This is a genomic window from Variovorax sp. EL159, from assembly GCF_900100965.1.
Taxonomy (GTDB): Bacteria; Pseudomonadota; Gammaproteobacteria; order Burkholderiales; family Burkholderiaceae_C; genus Variovorax.
In genome coordinates this window covers 53071-69913 of the sequence record NZ_FMUJ01000001.1, presented here as the reverse complement: position 1 = coordinate 69913, position 16843 = coordinate 53071, and the positions used below count along the sequence as shown (strand labels likewise).

Below are 16843 nucleotides of genomic sequence, written 5' to 3'. Positions count from 1 at the left end.
TCGATCGGCTAAAATGCCGGGCCGCGCACGCTCCTGTTGCGCCTCATCTGCTCTTCATGTCCGATCAACTGCCCCCTCCCCCGCCTCCTGTCGACGACAACAAGCTCATCGCCGAACGCCGCGAAAAGCTCAAGCTGCTGCGCACCGCGCAGGCCGAGGGCAAAGGCGTTGCATTCCCCAATGACTTCAAGCCGGCCCATCGTGCCGTGGCGCTGACCGAAGCGCACGGCGCCACCGAAGCCGAAGCCCTCGAAGCGCAAGCCGTGGCCGTGAGCGTGGCTGGGCGGATGATGCTCAAGCGCGTGATGGGCAAGGCCAGCTTCGCGACATTGCAAGACGCCACCAGCCGCATCCAGCTCTACGTCACGCGCGATGCAGTCGGCGAGGAAGCCTATGCCGAATTCAAGCGCTGGGACCTGGGCGACATCCTCGGTGCCGAAGGCACGCTGATGAAAACCAAGACCGGCGAACTGTCGGTCAAGGTCACGAAGCTGCGCCTGCTCACCAAGAGCCTGCGTCCCCTGCCCGGTGACTTCTATGGCATGGCCGACCAGGAGCAGAAGTACCGCCAGCGCTATGTCGACCTGATCACCGATGAGTCGGCCCGCACGCGCTTCACCGCACGCAGCAAGGCCGTGAGCGCGCTGCGCGAGTTCATGGTTGCCAACGACTTCCTCGAAGTCGAGACGCCGATGCTGCACCCCATTCCGGGCGGTGCCAACGCCAAGCCGTTCAAGACGCACCACAACGCGCTCGACCAGGAGATGTTCCTGCGCATCGCGCCCGAGCTGTACCTCAAGCGCCTGATCGTCGGCGGCTTCGAGCGTGTGTTCGAGATCAACCGGAGCTACCGCAACGAGGGCATCTCGGTGCGGCACAACCCCGAGTTCACGATGATGGAGTTCTACGCGGCCTACTGGAACTACCGCGACCTGATGGACTTCACCGAGACGCTGATCCGCACCATCGCCGACAAGGCCGTGGGTACGCAGCAGCTCAGCTACCAGGGCAAGCCGGTCGACCTGACCCAGCCCTTCGAGCGCCTGACGATCCGCGAAGCGATCCTGAAGTACACCGAGGCCGGTGCAGGGGTGGACGACACGACCTGGCTCATCAACGCCCTGCGCAAGCTCGGCCTGAGCGAAGAAAAGGACAAGCTCTCGCAGCGCAGCCTGGCCAGCCTGCAGGTGATGTACTTCGAAGAGACCGTCGAAGAGAAGCTCTGGCAGCCGACCTTCATCATGGAGCACCCGACCGAGATCTCGCCGCTGGCGCGCGCCAACGACGAACGCCCCGAGGTCACCGAGCGCTTCGAGCTCTATATCACGGGCCGCGAATTCGGCAATGGCTTCAGCGAGCTGAACGACGCCGAGGACCAAGCTGCGCGCTTCAACGCGCAAGTAGCCGCCAAGGACAGCGGCGACGACGAGGCCATGTTCTACGACCACGACTTCGTGCGCGCGCTCGAATACGGCATGCCGCCCACCGGCGGCTGCGGCATCGGCATCGACCGGCTGATGATGCTGCTGACGGATTCGCCAAGCATTCGCGACGTGATCCTGTTCCCTGCGCTGCGCAGGGAGCTTTGACTGCGCGAGGTCCGAAGCTCACGAACACCGCGCAGGTGATTCGGGGGCTTCCGCACCAGCCTCAGCGAATCCGCTGGGACATGGCATCCATGTCCGCCATGTAGACCGAGCGGTAAGGCTCGCCGAGGCTCATGAAATGGACCAGCAGGCTGTCGCTGGTGGCCAGGCTCGGTGGCGTATTGAGGCTCAGGCAGTCGAGGATGTTGTTCTCGCTGGCCAAGCCCTCCTCGCCGATCACTTCGTTCGTATGGAACTGGTCGCCCTGGCTGCTGTACACGCTCGATTTGTCTTCGACCCCCGTGATGCGCGCCCAGATGCGCGCGAGCAGTTCTGCATTGCGCGCAGTGTTCCTGAACCCCATGACGCCGGAGTTGAAGAGCCACCCGCCAACATCCTTGGCGAAGAGAAGGTCGCGCCCCTCGAGCAGTGGCTCGAAGCGTTTTGCCTGGTTCACGAAAAGGATGTCGGCATCGACCCAGACCACCCACTGGTGCTGCGCCAGATGCCGCGCAAGCAGCCAGGCCTTGACCCACGCGCCATTGATCTCCGGGTCCAGTTCGCCCGGAATGCCCCTGTACACGTGATAGCCGTACCCGTGGCGCTCGCAGTAGCGGCGCACGTTGTGCTCGGAAACGCGCGCGTAGGTGCTGATGTGGTGCGTGTAGAGCGTCACGAAGGCGATTTGCGCATGGCCGTTGACACTCGACATGGCCTCCTCCGAAAGCGCCGGGTATGCCGGCTGCTGCAGCATCGGCAGCCCTTCCATCAACGCCGCGTTCACCTGCCGCACCAGCAGGCGCTGCAGGTTGAGGTCATGGAGCATGTCGTCGTGCACCTGCCCGTCCTGTTCCAGCTTCGGCAGGGAAGCGAGGCTCACGACGAAGACGGGCGCATTGAACCATTCGGAGATGCGCCAGCTCACGTTGACATGGCGATCGGCCACGAAGGCATTGAATCCGAGCATGCCGGCGGGACGAAACAACGCCGCTTCGTCGAGCCGCGACGTCAAGCCTCTTTGCCGGTCCGCCTCGCTGAGTCCCGACACCGAGCGGGCCACTGCCGCGCCCGCCGCCACCAGCATCTGGCTCAGCAGGGTGCGGTTGGCCTGGGTGTTGCGCAGGATCATCATGTTCGTGAGCGCCAGGCCGCTGGGGCCATCCACCACGAGCAAATCTCGCCCCTGCATCAACGGCTCCACGGCCACAGGACGGAAAACTACGGAGTCTCCGTCGAGGAACAGCAGCCAATCGCCTTCTGCCAGCGTTCGCAGGTGGCGCAGGATCTCCGAGTACTTGACCCCGTTGCGCAGGGATGCGTCCGCGACATGCGAGGACTCGACCCATTGGTGCGGGTAGCCGTAGAGCCGGCAATAGTGCGCATGGTTGCGCAGGACCTGCTCGTCGACCCGCTCGAAAAACGTCATGCACAACGGCATCGGAAACTCCCGCTATATCCACAAATCGGGGCCGCAGTCTATCTCGCACCGCGCCGACCTTTACACTCGACGCCCCCCGCTTCGGATGCAGTCGCCGCGCCGGACAGGCTCCTTCGCCCCCACCAGAACATGAAAGGCCGCGCACTTAGTCAGGCGCGCAACGCATTGATTGCATGAAGCAACGCCCCATCTCGACACTCGGCATTGACTTCGGAACCTCGAATTCAGCCATCGCCTGCGCCCCCAACGGCGAAGCCGCCCGGCTGCTGCCGGTCGAAGGCAGCGCCACCACCCTGCCGACCGCGATCTTCTTCAACGCCGAAGACCGCACGACCCATTTCGGCCGCGAGGCCATCGCCCAGTACCTGTCGGGCACCGAAGGGCGCCTGATGCGCTCGCTCAAGAGTCTGCTCGGCAGTGCGCTGATGCAGGAAAAAACAGCGATCTACGACGGCCTCGTGAGCTTCGAGGACATCATCGCGCGCTTCCTGCGCGAGTTGGCCGTGCGGGCCAGCCGCGAGCTCGGCCAGATCCCCGAGCGGGTCGTGATCGGACGCCCCGTGCACTTCGTGGACGACGATCCGAAGCGCGATGAGCGCGCCGAAGAGAGCCTGCGGCATGCGGCCCGCGCGGCCGGCTTTCGCGACATCGCGTTCGAGCTCGAACCGATCGCCGCGGCCTTCGACTACGAGCAGCGCGTCACCAAGGAATCGATCGTGCTGATCGTCGACATCGGCGGCGGCACCTCCGACTTCACCGTCGTGCGCGTCGGGCCCGACCGCGCCACACGCGATGACCGCAGCGACGACGTGCTGGCCACCAGCGGCGTGCACATCGGCGGCACCGACTTCGACCAGCGCCTGAACCTCGAACGCGTGATGCCGCAATTCGGCTTCCGCCACACCGGCCCGCAGGGGCGCGAAGTGCCGAGCAAGGTGTTCTTCGAGCTGTCGTCCTGGCACCTGATCAACTGGCTCTACGCCCCCAAGGCGGTTCGGCAGGCCAAGGAATTGCGCACGAGCTACAGCAACACCCGCCTGCACGACCGGCTGATGAACGTGCTCGAAGAGCGGCACGGCCACCGCATCGCCAGCGCTGTCGAGGCCGCCAAGATCGATGCCTCGGTGCGAGACGCGGAAACCGAGATCGACCTCTCCTGCGCCGAAGCAGGGCTGATGGCCTCGCTCTCGCCAGAGGACATGGCGCAGCAGCTCGCGACACCACTGGAGAACGTGATCGCCTGCGCCCACACCTGCGTCAAACGGGCCGGGCTGCGCAGCAACGACCTCGATGCGATCTATCTCACCGGCGGCTCTTCGGCGTTGCGGCCGTTCCAGCATGCGCTGCGCAAGAGTTTTGCCGGCGCCACCCTGGTCGAAGGCGACCTGTTCGGCGGCGTGGCGACCGGCCTGGCCTGCGTCACGCGGCCGGGGCGCGCGGCATGAAGTACCTGGCGGGCTATCCGGCACCCCTGCTGGACCAGGTCCGCCAGCTGATGGCCGAAAACAAGCTCGGGGCGCTCCTGGCCCAGCGCTACCCCGAGGGCTCGCATGGCGTCCAGACTGACCGGGCGCTCTACGACTACGTGAGTGGACTCAAGAGCGAGTTCATGCGCAAGGCCGAGCCGCTGTCCAAGGTGATGTACGACAGCAAGCTGCACGTGATCCGCAATGCGCTGGGTACCCACACCACGGTCTCGCGCGTGCAGGGCGGCAAGCTCAAGGCCAAGCGCGAGATCCGGGTGGCCAGCCTGTTCAAGGAAGTGCCGCTCGATTGGCTGCGCATGATTGTTGTGCATGAGTTGGCACACATGAAGGAGCGGGACCACGACAAGGCGTTTTACGCACTGTGCATGCACATGGAGCCGGGCTATCATCGATTCGAGTTCGACCTTCGGCTGTACCTTGAGCACCTGAACATGGGTGGAAAGCGCCTCTGGTCCGGCACGGCGGAGACACCCGTGCCGGGCGGCGACTAGCCCTCCTCCTTTACGCCAGTCACCCCACATGCCCGCGCCGTTACCCCCATGACGACGACGCTACCTCGCCTCAACTTCACATCGCTGTCTCCGCCGGAGATTTGCGGCGACATCGTCGAAGCCTTCAGGCTGGCGGCAGAACGCCTCGGCTATCCGACCCGTTTCGTCCAGAGCCACATCGAGCCGGGCGAGATCAACATCCTGTTTTTCTTCTGGGATGTGCCGTGGGAGCACATCGAACAGCACCATCCCGATTGCATCATCGTCAACTTCGAGCCGATGGTGCAAGGCACCCATGCCTGGAACGAACGCTACCTTGACGTTCTCAAGCATTGCTACCTCTGGGAATACAGCAAGTCGAATTTCCAGCGGCACCAGCAGCTGGAATACAGGAACGCGGACTACGTCGCGCTCGGATGGGAACCCGGCGCGGCCGAGATCCTTCCTCTGAGCGACATCCTGCCCGACGAGCAGCAGGACATCGACGTCGTCTTCTTCGGCTCGCTGACGCGCCGGCGCATCGACATTCTCGAAGGCCTGATGGCGCGCGGCCTGCGGGTCGAGGTCAATCGCGGGCGCTCGTGGTCGCTGGAAGAGCGCAACGGGTTCATGCGCCGCGCGAAGATCGTGCTCAACCTCCACAACTGGGAAGAGTCGCGCATCGTCGAAGTGCCGCGCCTGTCGATCCTGCTGCGCCATCGCAAGGCGGTGGTCTGCGAGCTCTATCCCGACAGCGAGATCGAGGCCTCGGCGCGCGATGCGGTGGTCGGCGCCCCGTACGAAAAGCTCATCGAGACGGTCGAGCAACTGCTCGCCGATGCACCCCGGCGCGCGATGCTCGAGCGCGAGGGCCTTGACCTGTTCAGCCGTGCATTTGCCCCTCCATTGGTCGGGCCTGCCATCCAACGCTTCCTGAGCTGGCGCGCGCAGCAGCCCGACCGGTTCGTGGAAACGCACATGCCGCGCGTGACGGTCTGCCTCACGGCCGGCGACTCGCTCGATACGCTGTCGCAAAGCCTCCACGCATGGGCCGCGCAGCGCGATGTGACACTGCACGTGGTGCTCGTCGCACAGGCAGGGGCGCCCGGCCTTGGCGCGCTGCTCTCCCAGGCGGGCATCGCCAATGCACAGCTGATTTCGCTGCCGGTCGCATGCGATCGCGCCACCGCCCGCAATCTTGCATTGGCGCAGGCGCAAGGTGACTACGTCGTCTTTTCCGATGCCGGCGACATTCCTGCACCCGAGCGCCTGCAACGCCAGGCCGCACTGCTCGAGACCTGCCCCGACATCGATATCGCAGGATGCTGGTGCGAAACGCACGAAGGGTCGTTGGAGTTCGCCGAGCGGCACCAGGACATCCTCGTGGAATACCTCGGCCCGCGTCCGTTGCTGCTGTCGGCCTGCATGGTGCGGCGCGGCTTCCTGGAACGCAGCGGCGTGCGTCACGACCCGGGCTTCACCACGCACGACGACCTGCACATGCTGTGCAAGAGCGTGGCCGCAGGCGCGCACTTTGCCGTGATCCCTCAGTTGCTGCACCGGCCCGCTACATCGCCCGCGCCCACCGATGCGACCAGGGCCACCGCGCAGGCCTTGCAAGCGCGCGCACTGGTGCTGGCGTACCTGTTGCCGAAGTCCAGCGGCGACGACGTGCGCGAGATCGCAGAGCTCTATGCGCTGTATTGGCCGTCGACACTGGACTTTGCACAGCGCCTGCTGCACACCCTGGCACGCGCCTGCTTCAGGCCGGCCGCGGCGCCGGAGCAACAGCGGGTCGAGCATGAAACGCTGACGCGCGCGCTACGGCATGAAACCTTGCGGCTGCTGCAGATCTTCTTCAACGCCGGCCTTGCCGACAAGGCATGGCTGGAAAGCCAGTTCGCGTCCCCCGAGATCGCGCAGTTCCTGGCCCCGGCGGCCAATCAGTTGCCGGTGCGGGTCTTCAGGTTGGAGCCCGATCTTGCGGCAGGCGACACGCCCCCATCGACGGGCAGCTAGCTATCGCAAGCGCTGGGAGGCAGCGTCCATCGACGCCATGTACGCCGACCGGTACGGTTCGTCCAGATTGATGAAGTGCACAAGCAGCGTTTCATCCGAGGCCAGGTGCGGTGGCGTGTTGATGCTCAGGTTGTCGACGATGGTCCGGTCATCGATCAGCCCCTCTTCGGACAGCACTTGGTTGGTGTAGTACTGGTCGCCCTGGCTGCTGTAGACCGCCGACTTGTCATTCACCTCGCCGATGCGCTGCCAGATGCGCGCGAGCAACTCGGCGTTGCGCGCCGTGTTCAAGAAACCCATCACGCCCGAATTGAAGGACCAGCCGCCCACGTCCTTCGCCAGCAGCAGCTCGCGCCCTTCGAGCATGTCGTCGATGCGGCGGCCCTGGTTGAAGAAGATGACGTCGGCGTCGACCCAGATCACCCACTTGTGATGCGCAATGTGCTGCTGCAGCAGCCAACTGCGGACCCACGACCCGCCGATGCCGGGATCGATCGCCTCGGGCACCGCGCGGTACACGTGATAGGCATAGCCGTGCCTGTCGCAGTAGCGCTTCACATTGTGTTCAGAAACCCGCGCGTAGCTGGCGACGTGGTGCGTGTAGAGCGTGACGAAGGCGATGTCCGCGCCAGTGTTGTAGCTCGACACCGCATCGTCCGACAGCGCCGGATAGGCGGCCGGCTGCAGCATGGGCTGGCTGTGGATCAGCGCGTTGTTGACCTGCCCCACCAGGAAGTCCTGCAGGTTGATGTCGTGCAGCAGCGCTTCGCGCCATTCGCCCTCGGGTGCGGCAAGGGACAGCGGCGCCAGGTTGACGACGAAGATGCGCGCCAGAAACCACTGCGGAATGCGCCACGAGACATTGACATAGATGTCGCCGACCACGGCGTTGCACCCCAGCATGCCGATCGGACGCAGCCGTGCCGCTTCATCGGTCGAACGGTTCACCAGCGCAATGACATGCCCCGCATCGCCCATCAACTCGTGCAGCGCGGCACGGTTCGCGGCGGTGTTGCGCAGCACCATCATGTTGGTCATCGCGGGGCCTGGCCTGTCGCCACTGGGTGGCCCTTCCACGACCAGCGAATCCCGCCCTTGCATCAGGGTGTCGATGGCGACGGGATGGAACACCACCGAATCGCCATCGAGGAACAGGAGCCAGTCGTTCTCGGGCAGTGCGCGCAGGTGCCGCAGGATGTGGCTGTACCGGGCACTGTCGCGCAATGCCGGATGGCGGATGCGGTCCGCTTCGATCCACTGATGCGGGTAGCCGAACAGGCGACAGTAGTGCGCATGGTTGCGCAGCGTGGCCTCGTCCTTGCGTGGAAAAAAACTGAGGCACAGGGGCATGCGCTACTCCACCAGATCGCCTTGCGAGAGGAGGCGCATGGCCCCCTGGTATGGACTCGAATCAGCGAGCGCGGACCACGACGGCGATGCCGAGCGCGGCAGCAATGCCCGGCGGCGGGCTTCGCTCGCAGCGCTGCCCGCCCACCGGCCCGCGCCCCGGGCCGCACCGAAGTCTTCGAGCAATTCGTCGAGCGGCGCACCATCGCCGATGCTCTGGTTGCACAGCAGCGCCAGGTCGCAACCTGCATCGATGGCCGCCAGTGCGGCATCGGCGTAGCTGAGCAACTGGCCGTCGATGTAGCGCCCGGCTTCCATGCTGAGGTCGTCGCTGAAGATCACGCCGTCGAACGCCAGCCGCTGCCGCAGGATGTCGTGGAGCCATCTGGCTGAAAACCCCGCCGGACGCTTGTCGACCTTCGGATAGATCACGTGTGCCGGCATCACCGCGGTGAGCGTGCCTGCCAGCCAGTCGTAGGGCCGTGCGTCGTCGGCCAGGATGGCCTTGAGGCCCCGCTTGTCGACCGGGATCTCGACATGCGAGTCGCCCGCGACGAAACCATGCCCCGGAAAATGCTTGCCGCAGTTGCGCATGTCCGCCTGCAGCATGCCGTGCATCACGCTCTTGGCGAGCAGCGCGACCACGCGTGGATCGCGATGAAAGCTGCGGCTGCCGATGACGCTGCTCCCGCCGTAGTCCAGGTCGAGCACCGGTGCAAAGCTGAAGTCGACGCCGCAAGCACGCAGCTCGGCGGCCAGCACATACCCGACGGCCGTGGCGGCCTGCGTGGCACGCATGGCGTCGCTCATCCACAGCTCGCCCAGAGCACGCATCGAGGGCAGCCGGGTGAAGCCATCGGTGCGAAAGCGCTGCACGCGCCCGCCTTCGTGGTCGACGCAGATCAGCAGGTCGGGCCGGATCGCCTTGATCTCGGCATTGAGCGCGGTCATCTGCGCGCGGTCTTGCCAGTTGCGCGCGAAATGAATCACGCCGCCCACCAGCGGATTGGCAAGGCGCCGTCGGTCGGCGTCGTTGAGTTCGGTGGCCGCGATGTCGATGATCAGCGGCGCGTGGATGCTTGTTGTTGTCGTTGTCATGCGTCGTGGGTGCCCTGGCGTTCGACCACCACGAAGCTCGCGGCGTATTCTGTTTCGTCCGTCACGGTCACGTGAGCCGTGAGACCCTTGGCCTCGAACCACGCCTTGAGTTCGCCGTGCAGCACGATCACCGGCTTGCCGCTGCGCAGGTTGGCGATCTCGCACAGCCGCCAGGTCATGGGCATGCGCATGCCCAGGCCGATCGCCTTGCTGAGAGCCTCCTTGGCCGAAAAGCGCGTCGCGAGATAGCTGATGCCGCGCTTGGGCCAGCGCGCGCTGCGGGCTTGCCAGACCGCGAACTCGGCGTCGCACAGCACCTTGCGGGCAAAGCGCTCGCCCTGGCGCTCGAAAGTCGCCGCGATGCGACGCAGGTCGCAGATGTCGGTGCCGATGCCGTAGATCATGCTGCGCAGGCGTTCACCGTGCCTCGTCGATGCAACGCAGGTAATCGCGCGTGGTGGCCGCATAGCCGAGTTCGAGCGCATCGGCGACGAAGGCATGGCCGATGGAAACCTCCTGCACACCCGGCACGGCGCGCAGGAAGGCGGTCAGGTTGTCACGGCTCAGGTCGTGGCCGGCGTTGACGCCAAGGCCTGCGGCCAGTGCGGCGCGCGCGGTCTCGGCATAGCGCGCGAGCACGGCCTGTTCGTCCGGCCGGCCCCGCGAGGCCGCATAGCCTTCGGTGTACAGCTCGACACGGTCGGCGCCCACGGCCTTGACCGCCGCCATCATCTCGGGGATCGGGTCCATGAACAGGCTGACGCGCACGCCCAGCGCCTTGGCTTCGGCGATCAGCGGGCGCAGGCGCTCGGCGTCGTCGGGGAAGGTCCAGCCGTGGTCGCTGGTCGACTGGGTTTCGCTGTCGGGCACGAAGGTGGCCTGATGCGGCTTCAGCGTGCGCACGAAGTCCATCAGGTTCTGGAAGGGGTTGCCCTCGATGTTGAACTCGATGCCGGGCCAGTCCTTGGCGAGCAACGCGGACAGGTCGCTCACGTCATGCGCGCGGATGTGGCGCGCATCGGGCCGTGGGTGCACGGTAATGCCCTGCGCGCCGGCGGCCAGGCAAGCCTGGGCGGCCTTCACCACGCTCGGAATGCCAAGGTGGCGCGTGTTGCGCACCAGGGCGACCTTGTTGAGGTTGACGGACAGCGAGGTGGTGCCGGCGTGGCCTGAAGTGCTCATAGTGCTTGCAGATCTCTCATCATTTGCCGCGTGCGCAGCGTGGACACGCCGCAATGGTAGTTGAGCAAGGCGCGCAGCTGGTTTCGCAGGGCGCTGTTGCTGCCGGTGTTCATGGTGGCGATCTCGCGCAGCGTGGCGGTGAAGGGGGCGCGATCGTCCAGCACGCCTTGCAGGGATTGCCAGTCGGCGCCAGTCAGTGCGGCTTCTTCCTTGGTGGCCTGCCGCAATCCGGCTTCCGGCACGAGGGTGTAGCGCGTTCTGGCCGCGAGCGGCTCCAGCGTGAGGGTCTGCGCATCGAGCGAAGGCAGCAGGCCCACCCCGCGCAGCAGCAGCAACTCGAAGGCGCGCAGGGCGGCCGCCTGGGTGGCAGCCTGGGCGCCGGCATGGTCGCTCGCCAGCACCTGCACCACGCCGGCATAGGCGTCGAACAGGGCTTCGTGGGCGTCGTCCCGCGCGAGCAGGCGCAGCAGCAGCTCGTTGACGTAGTAGCCCGACATCAGGGCTTCGCCGGTCGGCATCACGTGGCCGCCCATCCATTCGGCGCCCTTGAGCGTGCGGATCTCGGCGTCGCCGCCGTAGTTGAGCTGCAGGGGCTGCAGCGGCAGCAGCACCGGGCGGAAATTGGAGCTCGGGCGCTTCGCCCCCTTGGCCACGAGCGCGATGCGGCCGTGGTGGCGCGTGAAGACCTCGAGGATCAGGCTCGACTCGCTCCAGTCGTAGCGGTGGAGCACATACGCCGGTTCGTGCGAAACGCGGTGGGTAGCCATGTCAGTACGCGCTGTCGAGGAGCATCGAGGCTTGATGAAGCCGGCAGGCGCCGCGCAACCGGCCTGGCCGGGCTGCTGGCGTTACCGCCTGCAAGGGAATTGGCGGCTGCACAAAGCGAGCAAGCCCAAAGATTTGCCCGTGCTTATTCGTAGCCGAAGGAGCGCACACGCGCCTCGTCGTCGGCCCAGCCCGAGCGGACCTTGACCCAGAGCTCGAGGAACACCTTGGCGTCGGCCAGCTTTTCGAGCTCGACGCGGGTTTCCATGCCGATGCGCTTGATGCGCTCGCCCTTGTCGCCGATCACCATGGCCTTGTGGCCGTCGCGCTCGACCACGATGGTGGCGGCAATGCGCAGCAGGCGCTTCTGGCCTTTTTTCTGGGGCGGCTCTTCCTCGAACTTGTCGATGATGACGGTCGAGGTGTAGGGCAGCTCGTCGCCCGTGAGGCGGAACAGCTTCTCGCGCACCAGTTCGCCGGCCAGGAACTTCTCGCTGCGGTCGGTGAGTTCGTCCTCGTCGTAGAACCAGGGCTGCTCGGGCAGGTACTTTTCGCAGATGCCGAACAGGCGCTCGACGTCCTTGGCGTTCTTGGCCGACATCGGCACGTACTCGGCAAAGCTGTGCTTGCCCTGCATGGTCTGCAGCCAGGGCGCGATGTCGCCACGGCGGTGCACGTTGTCGAGCTTGTTCGCCAGCAGCACGGTCGGAATGCCTTTGCCGAGCAGCTTGAGCACGCGCTCGTCGGCTGGCGTGAAGCTGCCGGCCTCGACCACGAACAGGATCAGGTCCACATCGCCGACGGCGCCCTGCACGGTCTTGTTGAGCGACTTGTTCAGTGCGTTGGCGTGCAAGGTCTGGAAGCCCGGCGTATCGACGAAGACGAACTGCGTCGCGCCCAGCGTGCGCATGCCGGTGATGCGGTGCCGCGTGGTCTGCGCCTTGCGCGAGGTGATGCTGATCTTCTGGCCGACCAGCGCATTGAGCAGCGTCGACTTGCCCACATTGGGCTTGCCGACGATGGCGATAAGGCCGCAGTGCTGCGGGCCGGTAGCGCTCGAACCGCCAGCGGTGTCTTCGGGTTCCGCTACGGGATTGATAGCATCGTTCATTGTGATTTCACGCGGCGCCGCGTGCCTTGAGCCGGATCAACATGGCGGCCGCGGCAGCCTGCTCGCCGGCGCGGCGCGAGCCGCCGATGCCGCGTTCGCGAAGGCCCAACTCGGGCACCTCGCACTCGACATCGAAAGTCTGCTTGTGCGCGGCGCCCAGCGTCGCTGCCACGCGGTACACCGGCAGCTTCATTTTGTGACCCTGCAGCCATTCCTGCAATTCGGTCTTGGGGTCCTTGGCCGCCGCTTCCATGCGCGGCGTGATTTCGACCGACTCGTACAGCCGGTGCACCAGCGCCTGCGCGGCAGCAAAGCCGGCATCGAGATAGACGGCGCCAATCAGTGCCTCGAGCGCGTCAGCCAGGATCGACGGCCGGTTGGGGCCGCCCGAGCGGGCCTCGCCTTCACCGAGCCGCAGCAGCGGCGACAGTGCCAGCTCGAGCGCCAGCCGGTGCAGGGTGTCCTGCTTGACCAGGTTAGCACGCACGCGCGACAAGTCGCCCTCGGGCAGTGCCGAAAGGCGGATGTAGAGCAGATGGGAAACCGCGAGGTTCAGCACCGAGTCGCCGAGAAACTCGAGGCGCTCGTTGTGATCGGCCGAAAAACTGCGGTGCGTCAGCGCGAGCTGAAGCAGCCGGGTGTCGGAGAACTTGTGCTGGAGACGCGCCTGCAGCGCGACAAGGCTGCCGTCCACCTTTTTAAGCGCCGCGTTCAGCGGGTCTCGCCTTTGTACTTGAGCGTCAGGTAGGCTGGCCCGAACAATGGGATCTCGCGCTCGTATGCGTACGACACGACCACCTTGTCGCCGACCTTCTTGATGTCGAGGTCCTTGCCACTGACCGACTTGAAGTCGTCGATGGCCTGCGCACGATCGAAGATCGCGCGCACTTCGGGCACCGTCGTGCCTTCCTTGGCCTTGTTGGCGGCCTTGTCGATCGCCTGCCATTCGATCAGCGTCGGAATGACCTGCGCGACGACCACGCCCAGGCAGCCGAGCACCACCGCGACGAACACCAAGCCGATGAACGAGATGCCGCGCTGTTGCGCGGCCCTGCTGCGGATAGACCGGTTTGTTCTCATGCCCTCTTACCCCTCGAACAGTTTTGACTGCTTATTGAAACGGACCGATGCGCCCCAGATCGCTGAAATTCATCCAAACGAAGAAAGCCCTGCCCACGATGTTCTGGTCAGGCACGAAGCCCCAGTAGCGTGAATCCGCCGAATTATCGCGGTTGTCGCCCATCATGAAATATTGGCCGGCGGGCACCTTGCAGACCACGCCTTCGACGGAATAGCGGCAGTTTTCACGGAACGGGAAGTCACTGGCGCCGGGCACGAAAGACGGGGCCGCGTCGTCGTTGAGGATCTTGTGCTGCTTGCCGCCCAGGTTCTCGTCGAACTGCTTGAGCAGGCGCATCGATTCGCCGTCAAGGTAGTCGGCAGCCGGTTCCTTGGAAACCGGCTTGCCGTTGATCGTGAGCTTCTTGTTCAGGTACGCCACCTCGTCGCCCGGGATGCCGACCACGCGCTTGATGTAGTCCATGCTCGGCTTGGGCGGGTAGCGGAACACCACCACGTCGCCACGCGCCAGCGGCGTGCCGTCGGTGATCTTGGTGTTGATGACCGGCAGGCGCAGGCCGTAGGTGAACTTATTGACCAGGATCAGGTCGCCGGTCAGCAGCGTGGGCATCATCGAGCCCGAGGGAATCTTGAAGGGCTCGTACAGGAACGAGCGCAGCAGGAACACCACCAGGATCACGGGGAACAGGCCGGCGGTCCAGTCGAGCCACCAGGGCTGCATCAGCAGCCGGTCGCTCGCCTTGGCATCGACCGTGTCGACCTGTGTAATGCCCTGCCCGGCCAGCCGCGCGTTGCGCTCGGCCATCGAGGCCTCGAGCTTGGCGGCGGCCTGCTCGCGCTTCGGCAGGAAATAGAAGCGTTCCGCCAGCCAGTAAAGGCCGGTGACCACCGTGGCCAGGAACAGCAGCAGTGCGAAGTTGCCTTCGATCACGCCGAAATACCAGGCGCCGACATAGCCGGCAAATGCCGCGAGAACCAGGGAGGTGATGAATGCCATTTTTTGATCAGTCTTCGACTTGCAGAATCGCGAGGAAGGCCTCTTGCGGGACCTCGACAGAGCCGATCTGCTTCATTCTTTTCTTGCCCGCCTTCTGCTTCTCGAGCAGCTTCTTCTTGCGGGAAATGTCGCCGCCATAGCACTTGGCCAGCACGTTCTTGCGAAGCGCCTTGATTGTCTCACGCGCAATGATGGTGACCCCGATGGCGGCCTGGATCGCCACGTCGTACATCTGGCGCGAAATGATCTCGCGCATCTTCGACACCACCGCCCGGCCGCGGAACTGCGACTGGCTGCGGTGCACGATGATCGAGAGCGCGTCGACCTTGTCGCCGTTCAACAGGATGTCGACCTTCACCACGTCCGATGCACGGTATTCCTTGAACTCGTAGTCCATCGAGGCATAGCCCCGGCTGACCGACTTCAGCTTGTCGAAGAAGTCGAGCACGATTTCGCCGAGCGGCATCTCGTAGGTCAGCATGACCTGACGGCCGTGGTAGGCCATGTTGATCTGCACGCCACGCTTCTGGTTGGCCAGCGTCATGACCGAGCCGACGTACTCCTGAGGCATGTAGAGGTGCACGGTCACGATCGGCTCGCGGATCTCGCTCATGCGGCCGACGTCGGGCATCTTGGACGGGTTCTCGACCATGATCACTTCGCCGTCGTTCTTGACCACCTGGTAGACCACGCTGGGCGCGGTCGTGATCAGGTCCTGGTCGAACTCGCGCTCCAGCCGCTCCTGCACGATTTCCATGTGCAGCAGGCCCAGGAAGCCGCAGCGGAAGCCGAAGCCCAGCGCCTGGCTCACCTCAGGTTCGTAGCGCAGCGACGAATCGTTGAGCTTGAGCTTTTCGAGCGCATCGCGCAGCGAGTCGTACTCGCTGGCTTCGGTCGGATAGAGACCCGCAAACACCTGCGGCTGGATTTCCTTGAAGCCCGGCAGCGCTTCGGTGGCCGTGGCCGCCGCACCGCCGGTGCCCGGCTTGATCAGCGTGACGGTGTCGCCGACCTTGGCCGCCTGCAGCTCCTTGATGCCCGCGATGATGTAGCCCACCTCGCCCGCTTCGAGCGAAGGGCGCGGTTCGTTGGCGGGCGTGAACACGCCCACGCTGTCGGCGTTGTACATCGCGCCCGACGCCATCATCTTGATGCGCTCGCCCTTCACGAGCCGGCCGTCGACCACGCGCACCAGCATGACGACGCCGACGTACGGGTCGAACCAGCTGTCGACGATCATCGCGCGCAGCGGACCGTCGGGATTGCCGCGCGGTGCAGGCATCTTGTGGACGATGGCTTCGAGAATCTCGTCGATGCCCAGGCCGGTTTTGGCGGAACATGGAATCGCATCGGTCGCGTCGATGCCGATCACGTCTTCGATTTCGGTGCGTGCGTTGTCGGGATCCGCGTTCGGCAAATCCATCTTGTTGAGCACCGGCACCACTTCGACGCCGAGGTCGAGCGCGGTGTAGCAGTTGGCCACGGTCTGCGCTTCAACGCCCTGCGATGCATCGACGACGAGCAACGCGCCTTCGCATGCCGACAGCGAGCGGCTCACTTCATAAGAGAAGTCGACGTGGCCCGGCGTGTCGATCAGATTGAGGTTGTAGACCTGTCCGTCGCGTGCCTTGTAGTGCAGCGCAGCGGTCTGCGCCTTGATGGTTATCCCACGCTCTTTTTCGATGTCCATCGAGTCGAGCACCTGCGCTTCCATCTCGCGTTCTGCGAGACCACCGCAACGCTGGATCAAACGGTCTGCGAGCGTCGACTTGCCGTGATCGATGTGCGCAATGATCGAAAAATTTCTGATGTGATTCATCAACGGGAACGCTTAAGTACTTGAATTGGCTCGGCCGCAGAGTGCGACGGGCAAGAAAAAAGGGCGCGTCTTCTGGAGACGCGCCCTGAACCAACAAGCAATGGCAACTGCAGTAGTTGGAACTTCATTGTAGGCAAAAAGGGAAGCACGTACATCCGGGAACAGGGTCCAAAGGGGTCGTTGCAGGTCCACAACATCAAAGATATAAACAGCTTATCAACAGGATCGGTGGAGCACTCACTGAACAACTTGTGGGCGATCTGTGGAGCACCGGTGGACTGCTGTCTGACATCTCGCATCGTGAAGGTCATTGCACTCCTTATGCGCTGACCACCCGCCGAGGGAGCCCTATTCTACCGAAAACCGTCCTTAGCCCCGCTGTAAGTTAGTAAACACAAACAAAAATCATCGCTTTCCGGCACCCAGATTTTTTTCAAGCCCGGC

Annotated in this window: 15 protein-coding genes; 4 read left to right on the top strand and 11 right to left on the bottom strand. The window is 64.6% G+C overall.

Annotation, left to right across the window (positions count from 1 at the left end; all coding sequences use genetic code 11):
* Window positions 1-56: 56 nt before the first annotated feature.
* A complete protein-coding gene (lysS, locus tag BLQ28_RS00315; RefSeq protein WP_093236583.1) occupies window positions 57-1589 on the top strand; it encodes a lysine--tRNA ligase in 1533 nt (510 codons plus the stop codon).
* A gap of 61 nt (window positions 1590-1650) precedes the next feature.
* Here lysS and BLQ28_RS00310 read toward each other — a convergent pair whose 3' ends face one another.
* On the bottom strand, window positions 1651-3012 hold the full coding sequence (locus BLQ28_RS00310) for a glycosyltransferase family protein (protein ID WP_256327125.1): 1362 nt from the start codon (window positions 3010-3012) through the stop codon (window positions 1651-1653).
* A 185-nt stretch (window positions 3013-3197) separates the two neighbouring features.
* Between BLQ28_RS00310 and BLQ28_RS00305 the strand changes: the two genes are divergently transcribed.
* The 3 genes from BLQ28_RS00305 to BLQ28_RS00295 are packed head-to-tail and all read left to right on the top strand — an operon-like array spanning window position 3198 to window position 7000.
* Window positions 3198-4469 carry an Hsp70 family protein gene (locus tag BLQ28_RS00305; protein WP_093236581.1) on the top strand — a complete coding sequence of 424 codons (1272 nt, stop codon included), beginning with the start codon at window positions 3198-3200 and terminating at the stop codon, window positions 4467-4469.
* Window positions 4466-5002 (top strand): YgjP-like metallopeptidase domain-containing protein, encoded by a 537-nt coding sequence (locus BLQ28_RS00300; protein ID WP_093236580.1) that lies wholly within the window; start codon window positions 4466-4468, stop codon window positions 5000-5002. The genes BLQ28_RS00305 and BLQ28_RS00300 overlap by 4 nt, the downstream gene beginning before the upstream one ends.
* 48 nt (window positions 5003-5050) lie before the next feature.
* A complete protein-coding gene (locus tag BLQ28_RS00295) occupies window positions 5051-7000 on the top strand; it encodes a glycosyltransferase family 2 protein (protein ID WP_093236579.1) in 1950 nt (649 codons plus the stop codon).
* Here BLQ28_RS00295 and BLQ28_RS00290 read toward each other — a convergent pair whose 3' ends face one another.
* The 10 genes from BLQ28_RS00290 to lepA all read right to left on the bottom strand — a co-directional run bounded on the left by BLQ28_RS00290 (window position 7001) and on the right by lepA (window position 16399).
* A complete protein-coding gene (locus tag BLQ28_RS00290) occupies window positions 7001-8350 on the bottom strand; it encodes a glycosyltransferase family protein (RefSeq protein ID WP_093236578.1) in 1350 nt (449 codons plus the stop codon).
* A 3-nt stretch (window positions 8351-8353) separates the two neighbouring features.
* Window positions 8354-9445, bottom strand: a complete 1092-nt coding sequence (gene nagZ, locus BLQ28_RS00285; protein ID WP_093236577.1) for a beta-N-acetylhexosaminidase — start codon at window positions 9443-9445, stop codon at window positions 8354-8356.
* Window positions 9442-9849, bottom strand: coding sequence for a holo-ACP synthase (acpS, locus tag BLQ28_RS00280; protein WP_093236576.1), 408 nt, complete (start codon window positions 9847-9849; stop codon window positions 9442-9444). The genes nagZ and acpS overlap by 4 nt, the downstream gene beginning before the upstream one ends.
* Window positions 9850-9862: 13 nt before the next feature.
* Entirely contained in the window at window positions 9863-10627 is a 765-nt protein-coding gene (locus BLQ28_RS00275) for a pyridoxine 5'-phosphate synthase (RefSeq protein WP_093236575.1), read from the bottom strand.
* Window positions 10624-11394 (bottom strand): DNA repair protein RecO, encoded by a 771-nt coding sequence (recO, locus tag BLQ28_RS00270; protein WP_093236574.1) that lies wholly within the window; start codon window positions 11392-11394, stop codon window positions 10624-10626. The genes BLQ28_RS00275 and recO overlap by 4 nt, the downstream gene beginning before the upstream one ends.
* Window positions 11395-11537: 143 nt before the next feature.
* On the bottom strand, window positions 11538-12503 hold the full coding sequence (era, locus tag BLQ28_RS00265) for a GTPase Era (protein ID WP_093236573.1): 966 nt from the start codon (window positions 12501-12503) through the stop codon (window positions 11538-11540).
* Between the two features lie 7 nt (window positions 12504-12510).
* Window positions 12511-13197, bottom strand: a complete 687-nt coding sequence (gene rnc, locus BLQ28_RS00260; RefSeq protein WP_093236572.1) for a ribonuclease III — start codon at window positions 13195-13197, stop codon at window positions 12511-12513.
* 17 nt (window positions 13198-13214) lie between these two features.
* Window positions 13215-13583, bottom strand: a complete 369-nt coding sequence (locus BLQ28_RS00255) for a DUF4845 domain-containing protein (protein WP_093236571.1) — start codon at window positions 13581-13583, stop codon at window positions 13215-13217.
* Window positions 13584-13614: 31 nt separating this feature from the next.
* The gene (gene lepB / locus BLQ28_RS00250; protein WP_093236570.1) at window positions 13615-14580 is read right to left on the bottom strand and encodes a signal peptidase I; all 966 of its coding nucleotides are present in this window, start codon (window positions 14578-14580) and stop codon (window positions 13615-13617) included.
* A gap of 7 nt (window positions 14581-14587) precedes the next feature.
* Entirely contained in the window at window positions 14588-16399 is a 1812-nt protein-coding gene (gene lepA, locus BLQ28_RS00245) for a translation elongation factor 4 (protein ID WP_093236569.1), read from the bottom strand.
* Window positions 16400-16843 lie beyond the last annotated feature (444 nt).